The 15,743-nt window shown below is 67.3% G+C and carries 15 protein-coding genes; 12 read left to right on the plus strand and 3 right to left on the minus strand.

What is annotated here, in order from left to right; all coding sequences use genetic code 11:
• The first annotated feature begins 154 nt into the window (after positions 1-154).
• The 8 genes from tkt to AB0M74_RS04040 all read left to right on the plus strand — a co-directional run bounded on the left by tkt (position 155) and on the right by AB0M74_RS04040 (position 10,131).
• Positions 155-2,296, plus strand: coding sequence for a transketolase (gene tkt, locus AB0M74_RS04005; protein WP_364901371.1), 2,142 nt, complete (start codon positions 155-157; stop codon positions 2,294-2,296).
• A 6-nt stretch (positions 2,297-2,302) separates the two neighbouring features.
• On the plus strand, positions 2,303-3,457 hold the full coding sequence (gene tal, locus AB0M74_RS04010; RefSeq protein ID WP_364901372.1) for a transaldolase: 1,155 nt from the start codon (positions 2,303-2,305) through the stop codon (positions 3,455-3,457).
• 5 nt (positions 3,458-3,462) lie between these two features.
• Positions 3,463-5,037: a glucose-6-phosphate dehydrogenase gene (gene zwf, locus AB0M74_RS04015; RefSeq protein WP_364901374.1), complete on the plus strand. Its 1,575-nt coding sequence runs from the start codon at positions 3,463-3,465 to the stop codon at positions 5,035-5,037.
• Entirely contained in the window at positions 5,034-5,942 is a 909-nt protein-coding gene (gene opcA / locus AB0M74_RS04020) for a glucose-6-phosphate dehydrogenase assembly protein OpcA (protein WP_364901376.1), read from the plus strand. The genes zwf and opcA overlap by 4 nt, the downstream gene beginning before the upstream one ends.
• Entirely contained in the window at positions 5,935-6,690 is a 756-nt protein-coding gene (gene pgl, locus AB0M74_RS04025) for a 6-phosphogluconolactonase (RefSeq protein WP_364901378.1), read from the plus strand. Before opcA ends, pgl begins: the two co-directional genes overlap by 8 nt.
• A gap of 123 nt (positions 6,691-6,813) precedes the next feature.
• The gene (locus AB0M74_RS04030) at positions 6,814-9,051 is read left to right on the plus strand and encodes a thiamine pyrophosphate-dependent enzyme (RefSeq protein WP_364901380.1); all 2,238 of its coding nucleotides are present in this window, start codon (positions 6,814-6,816) and stop codon (positions 9,049-9,051) included.
• Positions 9,052-9,075: 24 nt separating this feature from the next.
• Positions 9,076-9,429, plus strand: a complete 354-nt coding sequence (locus tag AB0M74_RS04035) for a hypothetical protein (protein ID WP_364901382.1) — start codon at positions 9,076-9,078, stop codon at positions 9,427-9,429.
• Positions 9,430-9,651: 222 nt separating this feature from the next.
• On the plus strand, positions 9,652-10,131 hold the full coding sequence (locus tag AB0M74_RS04040; RefSeq protein WP_364901384.1) for a hypothetical protein: 480 nt from the start codon (positions 9,652-9,654) through the stop codon (positions 10,129-10,131).
• Between the two features lie 195 nt (positions 10,132-10,326).
• On the opposite strand, the gene AB0M74_RS04045 is transcribed toward AB0M74_RS04040, so the two are convergent.
• Positions 10,327-11,310, minus strand: a complete 984-nt coding sequence (locus AB0M74_RS04045; RefSeq protein ID WP_364901385.1) for an alpha/beta hydrolase — start codon at positions 11,308-11,310, stop codon at positions 10,327-10,329.
• A gap of 54 nt (positions 11,311-11,364) precedes the next feature.
• Between AB0M74_RS04045 and AB0M74_RS04050 the strand changes: the two genes are divergently transcribed.
• Positions 11,365-12,213: an SDR family NAD(P)-dependent oxidoreductase gene (locus AB0M74_RS04050; protein WP_364901387.1), complete on the plus strand. Its 849-nt coding sequence runs from the start codon at positions 11,365-11,367 to the stop codon at positions 12,211-12,213.
• Positions 12,214-12,231: 18 nt separating this feature from the next.
• Here the strand turns inward: AB0M74_RS04050 and AB0M74_RS04055 are convergent, their stop codons facing one another.
• Positions 12,232-12,675 carry a hypothetical protein gene (locus AB0M74_RS04055; protein ID WP_364901389.1) on the minus strand — a complete coding sequence of 148 codons (444 nt, stop codon included), beginning with the start codon at positions 12,673-12,675 and terminating at the stop codon, positions 12,232-12,234.
• Positions 12,676-12,900: 225 nt separating this feature from the next.
• Between AB0M74_RS04055 and AB0M74_RS04060 the strand changes: the two genes are divergently transcribed.
• The 3 genes from AB0M74_RS04060 to AB0M74_RS04070 are packed head-to-tail and all read left to right on the plus strand — an operon-like array spanning position 12,901 to position 14,952.
• Positions 12,901-13,716 carry an NAD(P)H-binding protein gene (locus AB0M74_RS04060; RefSeq protein ID WP_364901391.1) on the plus strand — a complete coding sequence of 272 codons (816 nt, stop codon included), beginning with the start codon at positions 12,901-12,903 and terminating at the stop codon, positions 13,714-13,716.
• A 5-nt stretch (positions 13,717-13,721) separates the two neighbouring features.
• On the plus strand, positions 13,722-14,087 hold the full coding sequence (locus AB0M74_RS04065) for a TIGR03618 family F420-dependent PPOX class oxidoreductase (RefSeq protein WP_364901392.1): 366 nt from the start codon (positions 13,722-13,724) through the stop codon (positions 14,085-14,087).
• Positions 14,088-14,097: 10 nt separating this feature from the next.
• A complete protein-coding gene (locus AB0M74_RS04070) occupies positions 14,098-14,952 on the plus strand; it encodes a haloalkane dehalogenase (protein ID WP_364901394.1) in 855 nt (284 codons plus the stop codon).
• Between the two features lie 531 nt (positions 14,953-15,483).
• On the opposite strand, the gene secG is transcribed toward AB0M74_RS04070, so the two are convergent.
• On the minus strand, positions 15,484-15,717 hold the full coding sequence (secG, locus tag AB0M74_RS04075; protein ID WP_364901396.1) for a preprotein translocase subunit SecG: 234 nt from the start codon (positions 15,715-15,717) through the stop codon (positions 15,484-15,486).
• Between the last annotated feature and the right edge of the window lie 26 nt (positions 15,718-15,743).

Consider the following 15,743-nt stretch of genomic DNA (forward strand, 5'->3'; position numbering starts at 1 on the left):
CCGGCCCCGGTAAGCCGGGTTCCCGCCCAGCCGGTCACCGGGCACATCTAGGGTGGTTGGGGTACACCGGTGCGTGCGCATTCGCCGCTGCCGCGCGTCAACGCCGCCAGTAACCACCACAGTCGACGAAACGAATGTCAGGAGAACCTCGGTCGTGTCAGTCACAGACGACATCCGCGCCCTCACTCAGCCGAACTACCCGGACGACTGGACGGATCTGGACACCAAGGCCGTCGACACAGTACGGGTGCTCGCCGCGGACGCGGTGCAAAACGCCGGAAACGGTCACCCGGGCACCGCGATGAGCCTCGCGCCGTTGGCGTACACCCTCTACCAGCGCACGATGCGCCTGGACCCGACTGATCCGAGCTGGGTCGGCCGGGACCGCTTCGTGCTGTCCTGCGGACACTCCAGCGTCACTCAGTACATCCAGCTCTACCTGGCCGGCTACGGTCTGGAACTGGACGATCTGAAGCACCTGCGCAAGTGGGGCTCGCTCACCCCTGGCCACCCCGAATTCCGCCACACCGACGGTGTCGAGATCACCACCGGCCCGCTGGGCCAGGGTCTGGCCTCCGCTGTCGGCATGGCGATGGCCGCGCGCCGCGAGCGCGGCCTGTTCGATCCGGATGCCGCGCCGGGCGCGAGCCCGTTCGACCACTTCATCTACGTGATCGCCTCCGACGGCGACTTCGAGGAGGGTGTCACCTCCGAAGCGTCGTCGCTCGCGGGTACCCAGCAGCTCGGCAACCTCGTGGTGATCTACGACGACAACAAGATCTCCATCGAGGACGACACCACGATCGCGTTCACCGAGGACGTCGCACTGCGCTACGAGGCGTACGGCTGGCACGTCCAGACCGTCGAGGGCGGCGAGGACGTCGTGGCGATCGAGGCCGCGCTCGAGGCCGCCAAGGCGGAGACCGGCAAACCGTCGATCATCGTGCTGCGCACCATCATCGGCTACCCGGCCCCCACCAAGATGAACACCGGCGCCGCGCACGGTGCCGCACTCGGCGCCGACGAGGTGGCCGCCACCAAGAAGATTCTCGGCTTCGACCCGGAGCAGAACTTCGAGGTCGCTCCCGAGGTCATCGCGCACACCCGCGCGGTCGTCGCGCGCGGTAAGGAGGCCCACCAGGCCTGGCAGCAGCAGTTCGATGCGTGGGCGCAGGCCAACCCCGAGAACAAGGCGTTGTTCGACCGGCTCGCCGAGCGCAGGCTGCCGGCAGGGTGGACCGCCAATCTGCCGACCTACGAGGCCGACCCGAAGGGCATGGCCACCCGCAAGGCGTCCGGCAAGGTGCTCGCCGCGCTGGCCCCGGTGCTGCCCGAACTGTGGGGCGGTTCGGCCGACCTCGCCGAGTCCAACAACACCACCATGCCCGACACCCCGAGCTTCGGCCCCGAGTCGATCTCGACCGGGATGTGGAAGGCCAACCCGTACGGCCGCACGCTGCACTTCGGCGTTCGCGAGCACGCGATGGGCTCGATCCTCAACGGCATCGCGCTGCACGGCCCCACCCGTCCGTACGGCGGCACCTTCCTGGTGTTCAGCGACTACATGCGCCCCGCAGTGCGGCTGGCCGCGCTGATGCGGGTGCCGGTCACCTACGTGTGGACCCACGACTCCATCGGTCTCGGCGAGGACGGCCCGACGCACCAGCCGATCGAGCACCTCGCCGCGCTGCGGGCCATCCCCGGCCTGAACGTGGTCCGCCCCGGCGATGCCAACGAGACCACCTACGCCTGGCGCACCATCCTCGAGCGCGACAGCAGCGAGCACACCTCGCACTTCTCGGTGTCCGAGCTGCCGCACCAGGACGGTCCGTCCGCGCTGGCGCTGACCCGCCAGGACCTCCCGATCCAGGAGGGCACCAGCTACGAGGGCGTCCGCAAGGGCGGCTACATCCTCGCCGAGGCGTCCACCGGGACCCCACAGGTGATCCTGATCGCCACCGGTTCGGAGCTTCAGCTCGCGGTCGAAGCCCGCACTACGCTGGAGGCGCAGGGCATCGGAACCCGCGTGGTCTCCATGCCGTGTGTGGAGTGGTTCGACGCGCAGGACAAGGCCTACCGGGACGAGGTGCTCCCGCCTGCGGTCACCGCTCGGGTTGCCGTCGAGGCCGGTATCGCGATGCCGTGGTATCGGTTCACCGGTGACGCGGGTGAGATCGTGTCGATCGAGCACTTCGGCGCCTCGGCCGATCACAAGACCCTCTTCCGCGAGTTCGGCTTTACCACCGACAATGTCGTTGCCGCCGCGCAGCGCACGCTCGAGAACGTGAAGGGATAAGCGCTCATGGCACAGAACGAAAACACCGCAGCTCTTTCTGCCGCCGGCGTCTCGGTGTGGCTCGACGATCTGTCCAGGGACCGGATCCAGTCCGGCAATCTTGCCGAACTGATCGCCACCCGCAATGTCGTCGGCGTCACCACCAACCCGACGATCTTCCAGGGTGCGCTCAGCCAGGGCCACTCCTACGACGGCCAGCTCGAGGAGCTGGCCGCGCGAGGAGCGGACGCGGATGCCGCGATCCGCACCATCACCACCGATGACGTTCGCGCCGCCTGCGACGTGTTCGCCGATGTGTTCGCCGCATCCGGCGGTGTCGATGGACGGGTCTCCATCGAGGTCGATCCCCGGCTGGCGTTCGACGCGGAGAAGACGACGGCCCAGGCCGTCGAGCTGTGGAAGATCGTCGACCGGCCGAACCTGTTCATCAAGATTCCGGCTACCGAAGCGGGCCTGCCCGCCATCTCCGCGGTGATCGCCGAAGGCATCAGCGTGAACGTGACGCTGATCTTCTCCGTCCAGCGCTACCGCGCGGTGATGGGCTCCTATCTCGATGGCCTCGGCAAGGCCAAGGTCGCTGGCCACGACCCGGCCAAGATCCATTCGGTCGCTTCGTTCTTCGTGTCCCGGGTGGACACCGAGATCGATAAACGCCTCGAAGCGATCGGCACTCCGGAGGCACTGGAGCTGCGCGGCGAGGCAGGCATCGCCAACGCCCGCCTCGCCTATGCCGAATACCAGGACGTCTTCGACGGCGGCGCGCACACCTCGACCTACGCACACCTGGCCGCGTCGGCAGGCGCGAATCGGCAACGGCCACTGTGGGCCTCGACCGGGGTGAAGAACCCGGAGTACTCCGACACCATGTACGTCACCGAGCTGGTGGGACCGAACACGGTGAACACGTTGCCGGAGAAGACCCTCGAAGCGGTCGCCGACCACGGCGAGATCCGCGGCAACACCCTCAGCGGGACCGCCGCGGCGGCCCAAGCGGTCTTCGACAAGCTCGTCGCGGTCGGCATCGACCTCGACGACGTTTTCGCGGTCCTGGAGCGTGAAGGCGTCGACAAGTTCGAAAAGTCTTGGGCGGAGCTACTTTCCGCCACCGCAGGGGAGTTGAAGGCCGCTGTGGCTGATTCGGCCGGCACCGGAAGCAACTGATCGAGATGGCCGGCACAGCGGCAGGAAAAACGGCGTCGGCGGTCTGGAAGAACCCGCTTCGCGATGAACGGGACAAGCGTGTCCCTCGTATCGCGGGACCGTGCAGCATGGTCATCTTCGGTGTCACCGGTGACCTGTCCCGCAAGAAACTGATGCCGGCCATCTACGACCTCGCGAACCGGGGGCTGCTGCCCCCGGGTTTCGCACTGGTCGGCTTCGCGCGACGCGACTATGCGGACGAGGATTTCGCCCAGGTCGTCCTAGCAGCGGTGAAGGCGCACGCGCGCACGCCCTTCCGCCAGGAGGTCTGGGACCACCTGGCCGAGGGAATCCGGTTCGTGCAAGGCACCTTCGACGACGACACAGCCTTCGCCACACTCGCCGACACCCTCGCGAAGCTGGACAAGGATCGTGGCACCGGCGGCAATCACGCCTTCTACCTCTCGATTCCGCCGAACATGTTCCCGGTCGTGCTGGATCAGCTCTCCGAACACGGGCTGGCCAAGCCGTCCATCACCGACGCCAACGGACGCAAGCCATGGCGTCGCGTGGTGATCGAGAAGCCCTTCGGGCACGATCTGGAGAGCGCTCAGGAACTCAACGCACTGGTGAACGGAGTCTTCCCGGAAGAGACGGTGTTCCGGATCGACCACTACCTCGGCAAGGAGACGGTGCAGAACATCCTGGCACTGCGCTTCGCCAACCAGCTCTACGATCCGATCTGGAACGCCAACTACGTCGACCACGTCCAGATCACCATGGCCGAGGACATCGGATTGGGCGGCCGCGCAGGCTATTACGACGGCATCGGCGCCGCGCGCGATGTGATCCAGAACCATCTGCTCCAACTGCTCGCGCTCACCGCGATGGAGGAGCCGATCAGCTTCCAGCCCGACCAGCTGCAGACCGAGAAGATCAAGGTGCTCTCGGCCACGAAGCTGGTCGAACCGCTCGACGAGACGACGGCACGCGGACAGTACGCCGAAGGCTGGCAGGGCGGTGAACATGTCGTCGGCCTGCTCGACGAGGAGGGATTCGACCCGCAGTCACGCACCGAGACCTACGCCGCGATCACCCTGGAGGTCGACACTCGACGCTGGGCGGGTGTGCCGTTCTATCTGCGCACCGGAAAACGCTTGGGCCGCAGGGTCACCGAGATCGCGGTGGTGTTCAAGCGTGCGCCGCACCTGCCGTTCGACCAGACGATGACCGAGGAGCTCGGCCAGAACGCCCTGGTCATCCGGGTACAGCCGGACGAGGGCATCACCACCCGATTCGGTTCGAAGGTGCCGGGTTCGGGTATGGAAGTGCGCGACGTCAATATGGATTTCAGCTACGGCGAGGCGTTCACCGAATCCTCCCCAGAGGCCTACGAACGCCTGATCCTCGATGTGCTGCTCGGGGTCCCGTCCTTGTTCCCGGTGAACGCGGAGGTCGAATTGTCCTGGCGCATTCTGGATCCGGTGCTCGAGCACTGGGCCACCGAGGGTAAGCCGGAACCGTACGAGGCGGGCACCTGGGGTCCGTCGTCGGCCGACGAGATACTCGCCCGCACCGGGCGCGAATGGCGGCGGCCATGATCGTCGACATGCCGGAGACCACGACCTCCGAAGTCACCAAACGCCTGGTGAGCCTGCGGGAAAGCAACGGCGTGATCACCATGGGCCGAGTGCTGACCCTGGTGGTGTGCACGCTGGACAGCTCGGAAGCCGAAGACGCCATCGACGCCGCCAACGACGCCAGCCGCGAACACCCCTGCCGGGTGGTCGTTTTGGCCCGGGGCGATCGCGAAGCCGAGACCCGCCTCGACGCCCAGATCCGGGTGGGCGGTGACGCGGGCGCTGCCGAGGTGATCGTGCTGCGGCTGCAAGGCGAGCTGATCAATCACGAGAGCAGCGTCGTCATCCCTTTCCTGCTCCCGGACACCCCTGTGGTCGCCTGGTGGCCGCGCGGCGCGCCGGAATTCCCGTCCAAGGATTCGGTGGGGCGCTTGGCGACCCGTCGCATCACCGATGCCACCTTCGCGCCCGACCCGCAGGAGACGATCAAAAGGCGGCGCGGTTCCTACGCCACCGGCGATACCGACCTGGCGTGGAGCCGGATCACCTACTGGCGTGCGTTGCTCGCGGCCACCATGGACGAACCGCCTTACGAGCCGGTCGAATCGGTGACCGTGTCCGGGCTGCGCGAAGAGCCCGCGCTGGACATGCTCGCCGGCTGGCTGGCCGCACGTTTGGGCTGCCCGGTACGTCGCCGCACGGGTGAGCTGCGGGTGGAGGTGCATCGGCCGTCGGTGTCGATCGCAATCGCCCGGCCGCAGACCGGCCGCACCGCGACGCTCATCCGTACCGGCGACCCGGTGCAGCGAATCGCTCTGGCCCGCAGGGAAACTCGCGACTGTCTCGCGGAGGAACTGCGTCGGCTCGATGCCGACGAGATCTATGCCGAGGCGCTCGCCGGAATCGAGAAGGTGACCTATGAGTGAACGTATCTCGGCCGAAGCTCCTACCGACACCGTCGAAGTCCATTCCGACACCGACGCACTGGTGACCGCAGCGGCGACCAGGTTCGTCGACGTCGTGACGGCCGCCCAGGCTGCGCGTGGTTCGGCGTCGGTGGTGCTGACCGGCGGCGGCACCGGCATCGCACTGCTGGAACTGGTGCGCAAATCACCCGGTGCCATCGACTGGTCGAAGCTCGATGTGTTCTGGGGCGACGAACGCTTCGTCCCCGGAGGCGACCAGGAACGTAACGACCTGCAGGCCCGCCAGGCCCTGCTCGACCACGTGCCGGTCGATCCGGCCCGGGTCCATCCGGTCGCCACCTCCGACGGCGAATACCCGGACCCGGTCGAGGCCGCCGCCGAGTACTCCGCCGCGGTGCACGCCCATCTGACCGAACACGGCGCCTTCGACCTGCATCTGCTCGGCATGGGCGGCGAGGGCCACGTCAACTCCCTCTTCCCCGACACCGACGCGGTCCGTGAACCGCACGAACTCGTTGTCGCCGTGACGAATTCACCGAAACCGCCGCCGGTCCGGGTCACCCTCACGCTGCCCGCGGTCCGCCACACTCGGCACGTGGTGCTGGTCGTCGGCGGCGCGGCCAAGGCGGAAGCGGTCGCAGCGGCATTGGCGGGCGCCGATCCAGTGGATATTCCCTCCGCCGGCGCCAAGGGCCTCGAATCGACCACCTGGCTGCTCGACGCGGATGCGGCAGCGGCGTTGCAGTAGTCCGCGTGCTCGCACCGTCGCATAAAGGTTGTCCACGAACTTCTCCATAGTGTTCTGTCCGTTCCCGGAAAAATTCCGGCGAATCAGTCGACCGAGTGGCTCCGAGTCCGGGATGATCGTTCGATGACCGAGCAGGGAGTCGACCTCGACGAGCGGTTTCGTACCGAGATCGCGGCACTGACATCGAGTCCGAGCCGCCCGGCCGCAGAACCTCTCGACCCGGGTGGCCGGATTTCTGGTGCGCGATGCCTGGAGCTGTTCGAATCGCAGGCGACGAGTAGGCAGCTCGATCTCGCGGCGCGCAGGCTCGGCGGCGTGCGACGCGGTTACTACAGCATCGGATCGTCTGGACATGAGGGCAATGCGGCCGTCGCGGCGGCGCTGCGCGCGACCGATCCCGCATTGCTGCACTATCGGTCCGGCGCGTTCTTCGTGCACCGCGTACGGCAGGTGCCGGGGCTCGACCCGATCCGTGACGTGCTGCTCGGCGTCGTCGCTGCGGCCGCCGATCCGATATCGGGTGGCAGGCACAAGGTGTTCGGCAGCAAAGCGGCCTGCGTGATTCCGCAGACCTCGACAATCGCGTCCCAGCTACCGCGCGCGGTCGGGCTCGGGTTCGCGCTCGATCGTGCGGCCCGGCTCGGGGTCACCAACGAATGGCCGCCGGATGCTGTCGTGCTGTGCAGTTTCGGTGACGCGTCGGCCAACCACTCCACCGCGACGGGCGCGATCAATGCCGCGATTCACACTGCCCACCAAGGGATTCCGATGCCGGTCCTGTTCGTCTGTGAAGACAATGGGATCGGCATCAGCGTGCCGACCCCGCCGGACTGGATCGAACACGCCTACGGCCTGCGTCCCGGCCTCGAGTACTTCTGCGCGGACGGCTGGGATGCGCTCGATGCGCTGACCACCGCGCAGTCCGCCGCCGACTGGGTGCGCGAAAACCGCAAGCCCGCCTTCCTGCGTCTGCACACAGTGCGGCTGCTGGGCCACGCCGGATCCGATGTCGAATCCGCCTACCGCCGCCCCGCGGACATGGCCACCGATCTGCTGCGCGATCCTGTCATCGAAACCGCCCGACTGCTCGTGACGGTCGGTGTGGCGACGCCCGAGGAGATCATCGACCGCTACGACGATGTCCGCACCCGCGTCGAGGCGATGGCCGATTCGGTGTGGCACGAACCCAAACTGAGCTCGGCGGCCGCGGTCATGGCGCCGCTCGCACCAGCGCACCCGGATGCGGTTCGAGCCGATGCGCTTCGCGAGGAAGCGATCAACCCTTCGCCCCCGGCCGCCCGGCCGGCCCAGGTGCCCGGCCAGGAATCGGATCGAGCTGCGGTGGTCGGCGATTCGATGACGCTCGCGCAAGCCGTCAATCACACCCTCGGTGCGCTGCTGGCGCGCGATAACGATGTGCTGGTCTTCGGTGAGGATGTCGGCAGGAAGGGTGGCGTGTACGGCGTCACCAAAGGGTTGCAGAAGGCTTTCGGCGCGCGGCGGGTTTTCGACACGTTGCTCGACGAGCAGAGTGTGCTCGGCACCGCGCTCGGCACGGCGCTGGCCGGCTTCCTCCCGATACCGGAGATCCAGTATCTGGCATACCTGCACAACGCGGCCGATCAGCTGCGCGGCGAGGCCGCCACGTTGCAGTTCTTCTCCCGTGGGCAGTACCGGAACCCGATGGTGATCCGGATAGCCGGCTACGCCTACCAGAAGGGTTTCGGCGGGCACTTCCACAACGACAACTCGATCGCCGCGCTGCGTGACATCCCCGGCGTCATCCTGGCATCCCCGTCCCGCGCGGACGATGCCGCGGCGATGCTGCGTACGTGTGTCGCGGCCGGGCGGGTCGACGGCCGGGTATCGGTGTTCCTGGAACCCATCGCGCTGTACCACACGCGTGACCTGCACGAGCCCGGCGACGGTGCCTGGCTCGCGCCGCCCTCGGCCGATCATGTCACGATCGGCCGTGCTCGCGTCTATGGCGAAGGCACCGACCTCACTATCGTCAGCTTCGCCAACGGCATACCGATGAGTCTGCGTGTTGCCCGACGACTTGCCGAAAGCGGAGTCTCCGCCCGGGTTCTCGACCTGCGGTGGCTGGCGCCGCTACCGCTCGAAGACCTCCTCCACCATGCCCGCGCCACCGGCCGTGTTCTCGTGGCCGATGAAACCCGCCATTCGGGAGGCATCTCCGAGGCGGTCTGCGCCGCCCTCGTAGATGCCGGTTTCGACGGTCGCATCGCCCGCGTCACCAGCGAGGACAGCTTCATCCCCCTCGGCCCTGCCGCCGAGACCGTGCTGCTGGACGAGAACCGCATCGAAGCCGCCACCGGAAAACTCCTTGCCGAGCCATAACACCATCTCGCTAGGCTGAATCGTGTGCCACTAGTCGAGGTCACCTATGCCGCCCACGTCCCCGAGTCCGTTCTGCACGACCTCGGAAAGCATCTGCCCCACATCGTGTCGGTGGCCGTGGAATGCCCGGAAGAACCCTACGACGGCGACCTGCGGCCAGGCGATATCGAAATCCGCTTCCGCCAACTCGGCCCCTTCGACCAGAGCGGCCTCGACGCCGTCATCGAGGTCCGCTCCAAATGGTTCCAGAGCCGAGCCGACAACCGCCAGGACCGCTGCGACCTGCTGCACGATCTGGTCTCACAAGCCACCGCCCTCGAAGACTTCGGCGTCTACCTCACCCTCCCCGTCGCCGCCTGGACCCAAACCGACGACTGACCGGGGGCCCGTCGGCCTACTTGCCGGAACCCACCCTGCACGCCCCCACAGGCGGTGTGGACCCCGACGGCGGCGCAGCGCACGCACTCGCCCGACGCAACTCCGCCAGGAAGGGTCCTCGCCGACTCGCCACACGATTGGCGATCGGGCGATTCGGATTCGGTTGGTGCGGACTGGAAATACAGTGGATAGAACGGTAACCGGCAGTGGAAGGGCACGGCGATGACCACGATGTCCATGCTCGGCGAGGTACGACCCGAGCACGATCGCGAGACCGACGGCGATTTGGTGTTGCTGCACTACTTGCGGTCTTTTCGTAGGCCGGTGTTGGAGGTGTGGTCGGCATGCACGCAGCGGCGGCAGTTGGGATGCTGGTTCGGGACGGTGTCGGGAGCGGGCGAAGAGCTGACGATCGAACCGATCGACGGGTCCGGGATCGGACCGATCACGGTGCGGGTGGACGAGTGCCGGGCACCACACGAATTGTTCGCGCAGATCGACGGCTGTGCACTGGAGCTGCGCATGACCCAGGTCGGTGTGGTGACCAATGTCGAACTCGTTCGCAGGCACGTGCGTCCCGCCAACGCGAGCACGATCGGCCCACGCTGGCAGTACCTGCTGGACCGCCTCACCGCCTATCTGGACCGCCAGCCACTTCCCCAATGGCCCGAATATCCGGAACTGGCCTGCGAATACACGTAGGCGAAAGCTCCCGAGAGCCGAGTACGGCTCGGCCGCGGGTTGCTCACATGCGCGCGGCCACCGGGCCGCAGAGCATCTCTGATGTGGCCTCGCCCGGGCGGCTCCGCCGCGAACGACCTGTCCGATCGAATTCACTCGCCAGGACCGGTCATCGCGGTGCGCTCGGACTCGGACCGCCGATCGCTGTCCGGATCGTCAGTCGGGAACCGGTACCGGTGCGAGCTCGCGCAGATGAGCGGTAATCAAGTCGTTGACCTCCCTCGTCCGCTCCAACTGCACCAGGTGGCCCGCGCCTTCGATCTTGGTGACGTCGCGCAGGTTCGGGACGTGTTCCCGCAGCGTGGCCAACGGGTCGCGGCCGCTGAAGCCCTCCATATCGGGGTCGCGGTCGCCGTAGAGGAAGTAGGTCGGTGGGGTCACCGCGGCGTCGGCGTACTCGGCGGTGAGTTCCCAGTTACGGTCGAGCGCGCGGTACCAGTTCAGGCCGCCGGTGAAGCCGGTGCGCTCGAAATCCTGTGCCAGGACATCTAATTCGTCATCCGACAGCCAGCGCCATGGCAGCGGCGGGGCCTCGGGCAGCACATCGAGATAGCCGGTACCTTCCGCCGGGAAGCGCCAAGTGTCCAGGTAGTGGTAGTCGGCACTGAGAGAGTAGTAGACACGGGTCAGGAAACCCCGCGGGTCGGCACCGAGTTCGGCGTCGGCGACGCCGGGCTTCTGAAAGTAGTCCAGATGCAGGAAGTGTCGCTGGGCGGCTTTGGCCCACAGTTGCGACGGCGGACGTGGCGGACGCGGCGCGAACGGGTTGTTCAGCACGATGATGCCGCGCACCCGCTCCGGCGCGCGCAATGCCAGCTCCCAGACCAGCGCGGCGCCGAAATCCAATCCGACGAACACAGCTTGTTCGGCGTCGATATCGTCGAGCAGGCCGAGGAGATCGCCGATCACCTCACGATTGGTATGCGCCGCCACCTCGGTGGGCGCTTCGGTGCGACCGTAGCCACGCAGATCGGGTGCGATGGCCAGGTAGCCTGCCGCGGCAACCGCCGCTAGCTGGCGATTCCAGATGAACCACGTGTGCGGGAAGCCGTGGCAGAAGATCACCGGATGTCCCTCGCCCTGTTCGGCGACGTGCATTCGAATGCCATTGGTTGCCACGAACCGATGGGCCAACTCCACTGCAGCCTCCAAAACATAGAACGCGTTCTCGTTTCAAGGTAATGTCCCGAGATCGTGAACGGAATACCTCACCCACTCGGCGGTCGTGTAGCCGTCGTCACCGGCGCCAGCCGCGGAATCGGCAAAGGCGTCGCGCTGGAACTGGGCGCGGCAGGCGCGACGGTGTATGTCACCGGACGCTCGGCCGCGGCTGGACGGCTGCCGGGGACGGTGCACGAGACGGCTGCGGAGATCGATGCCCTCGGCGGCCACGGGATACCGTTCGTGTGCGACCACCGCGACGACGATGCGGTCCAGCGCCTGTTCGCCCGCGTGCGCGATGAGCGAGGCAGGCTGGATGTGCTGGTGAACAATGTCTACAACTCCCCCGCCGCTGCCCGTTGGCTCGGCAAACCGTTCTGGGAGGTGCCCCCGACCGCATGGGACGAGACGTTCGACGTCGGCGTCCGATCCCACTACACGGCAAGCGCATTCGCCGCGCCACTGCTGATCGAATCGGCGGGTTTGATTGCCAATATCTCCTCGCCGGGTGCAGAACGCTATATGCACAATGCCGTGTACGGCGTGGCGAAGACCGCACTGGATCGACTCACCGCCGATATGGCCCACGACCTCACCGACACCGGCGTCACCGTGGTCTCCCTGTGGCCCGGAATCGTGAATACCGAACTCCTGCAGCTGGTCCCGGTAAACGACCAAGGCAGGCGCCTTGTCACCCTCCCGGGCGAGGGCACCTTCGACCTCGACGCGGCCGAATCCCCCCACTTCCCCGGCCGGGCGGTCGTCGCCCTCGCCACCGACCCCGACCGCCGCGCCAGGACCGGCCGAGCCTGGCGGATTACCGATTTGGCCGAGCAGTACGGCTTCACCGACGTCGACGGCCGGATCCCGCGCAGCGACTGATTCCGTGATGAACACACCTCACCTGGGCATCAATCCCTCGAAGCTCACCGCGAGAGCGCGGCCGCGCTGCGCACTGTCCCAGCTGTAATGCTCTGCAGCAGCACACCATCCGTACAGCAAAGCGAGCAGATCGGATAGCTCGAGGTCCGCGCGCACCACGCCATCGGCGCGGGCGGCGACCAACAGCTCCGACAGTGCTCGACGCATCTCCGCGGCGGCTTCAGCGTGCCCGTCCGCTGATTTGACGTCCACTCCGGCCGCAAGCAGTGCGTTCCCGAAGCCCTTCTTCGCACCTGCTGCCCATGCCGGTGGCTGGGGCGCACTGCGGCGAGCAGGTCGCTGCCCGAAATGATCTCGGCCGTTGATCTCTCTAGCGAGCCGCGTGGCCATTTCGAACCACGCGATATGCGAGAGGACGTTCGGAGCGCCGGGCAAGCCGTCGCCGCAGTGATGGGCATGCATCAGGAGACTTGAATAATCGCCGGGGTGCCCGGGGTTGCGCCGACCCGAGCGCGACCGAATACAGTCGCCGACCTGTATCGATGACTCTGCCACCACTCTATTCGCGATCACAGTAGACACAGCCTGTAGTTAGTCATCCGACTGAGCCTGGACATGTCGACGCGACTCGGCTAATCTCTCCCGCAGAAGGAAATAAGTCAGCTAACTAACTCACATGGAGTAACGATGTTCGTAGTAACAGGCGCGACCGGAAACGTCGGCGGCGAGCTGGTCCGGATCCTCACGGCTGCCGGCGAGGATGTAGTCGCCGTGTCCCGCCGACCCGGGCCACTGCCAGACGGCGTGTCGCACCGGCCGGCCGACCTCGGTGACCCGGACGGGCTGCGGGCTGCGTTCGACGGAGCCAAGGCGTTGTTCCTGCTCGTCGCCGGCGACGACCCAGAAGCGATCCTCGGCATTGCCAAGGAGAAGGGGGTACGGCAGGTCGTGCTGATGTCATCCCAGGGCGTCGGCACACGACCGGCGGCATACGGGCACGCGGCGATGTTCGAAGCTGCGGTGCGCGACTGCGGGCTGGACTGGACGATCCTGCGCTCCGGCGGCCTCGACTCCAACGCGTTCGCGTGGGCCGAGTCCATCCGCACCGACCGCACCGCCGCCGCACCGTTCGGCAGCGTTGGGCTGCCGACCGTCGACCCGGCCGACGTCGCCGCGGTCGCCGCAGTGACGCTGCGCAAGGACGGATTCGCCGGACGGACATACGAGCTGACCGGCCCGGAGCTGGTCACCCCGCGTGACCGGGCCGCCGCCATCGGCGCCGCGCTCGGCACCCCGGTGCGCTACATCGAACAGACCCGCGACGAGGCGCGTGCCCAGATGCTCACGTTCATGCCCGAACCGGTCGCCGACGGCACCCTCGCCATCCTCGGCGACCCGCTGCCTGCCGAACAGCGCATCAGCCCCGACGTGGCGCACATCCTCGGTCGTGCCCCGCACACCTTCGCCGACTGGGCCACCCGCACCGCCGCCGCCTTCCGGTGAAACCCATGGTCCAGGCGTTCCTCACCGAGCCGCGGATCGCGACCCTCACCACTATCCGCTCGAACGGCACGCCGCACGTCGCACCGGTCCGGTTCACCTGGGACGAGACGACGAGCACGGCCCGCGTCCTGACGGTCGCTACGTCCCGCAAGGCACGGAACGTGGCGACCGGCGGGCGCGTCGCCCTCTGCCAGCCGGATGGCATCCGCTGGGTGACGCTCGAAGGCACCGCCACCCTGTCCGCCGACCCGGACCGGGTGGCCACCGCCGCCCGCCGGTACCACCGACGCTACCGCTGCGCCCCGCCCGACCCCGCCGGTCGCGTCGTCATCGAAATCGCGGTCGACCGCATCCTCACCCTCAACCTCTGAAGGACATCCCATGCCCGATACCCGCGTACTCGACTCGACCATGCACCACCGCGAGACCGGCACCGGCGTGCCGATCGTGTTCCTGCACGGCAACCCGACCTCGTCATACCTGTGGCGCAACGTCCTGCCCGCCGTCGGCCCCGGCCGGTTGCTCGCACCGGACCTGATCGGCATGGGGGATTCGGGCAAGCCGCCGATCGACCACACGTTCGCAGACCACGCCCGGTACCTGGATGCTTGGTTCGACGCGCTCGGACTCGGCGAGGTCGTGCTCGTCGGACACGACTGGGGCGGCGCGCTCGCGTTCGACTGGGCGGCCCGCCATCCCGACCGGGTACGCGCGGTCGCGTTCACCGAGACCATCGTCAAGCCGATGAGCTGGGACGAGTTCCCCGAGGCCGGTCGGGACCTGTGGCGGGCCATCCGGACCGACGGCGTCGGCGAGTCCATGTTCCTGGACGACTCGTTCGTCGGGGACGGCCTGCGTGCGATCTCGGACCGACTCGGCCCCGCCGACCTGGAGGTCTACCGGCGGCCGTACCCGACGCGGGAGAGTCGGCTTCCTCTGCTGCGCTGGGCACGCTCGATGCCGCTGGACGGGACACCGAGCGACGTCGTCGCGCGCGCCGAAGCGTACGACGAGTGGCTGGCGTCCAGCCCGGACGTACCGAAGCTCATGGTGACCTTCACGCCGGCGTACGGCACGATGACCGAACCCGCCGTCATCGACTGGTGCGCGAACACGATCTCCGCCCTCGACATCCAGCGGTACGACGAGGTCGCTGGCCACCACACGCCCGAGGACCAGCCGCACCTGCTCGCCGCCGCCATCTCCAACTGGCTGGACCGCAACAGCCTCCGCTGACCCGACACGCAGCCCCGGTGAAGGCCGCCGGCAGCCTCGTACGAGCCACCGCCGCAACCCGATTCCGGCATCCTCCGGGACGAGCCGGGCGGCTGGTTCGCCGAGGTGCCAGTAGCCCATCCGCGGCCGCGTTCCTCCTCCGGAAGGTCGTCGTCCCGCGGAATCAGCCACACCTGAAGTGGTGTAGCCGAAACCCGCGAGGCGTTCGGACAATCCGAAACCCAGTTAGTCGACGGCGACATCGGTACCGGTCGGGCAGGTCGTTGACGATGTGGCGGTAGAGGAAGCTCTACGCCGGAGCGCCGTGACAGAACAGGATCGTTGGTCCGGTCCCCTGCGGTGTTTCCACATCGTCAGGCTGGATTCGATCGGCAGATCCCTTGGGCCATCACCGTCGGCGCGGACAGAATTCGCCGATTCGACAGCGCAGTCGCCGGCGTCGATGTTCGGCGCCGACCGGGTCCTTCGGCGCAGCACAAATCGCCGCAGCTCACTCGAATCGTGAGCTGCGGCGTTGGGCCCGAAGGACCGTCAGGCGAATTTGATCTCCAGGCCGATGCCGAGGATGGCGATGAGCCAAACCATGCCGGTGAAGATGGTGACGCGGTCGAGGTTCTTCTCGACGACAGTGGATCCTGACAGGCTGGACTGGACACCGCCGCCGAACAGGCTGGACAGACCTCCACCCTTGGCGCGGTGCAGCAGCACCAGCAGCACCAGCAGCACGCTGGTGACGATCAGGAGGATATCCAGGAACATCCGCATGTCGGACAGTCTATGGGGTCGTCCCT

Origin of the sequence: Nocardia sp. NPDC051463, from assembly GCF_040681975.1 — a bacterium.
Lineage (GTDB): Bacteria > Actinomycetota > Actinomycetes > Mycobacteriales > Mycobacteriaceae > Nocardia.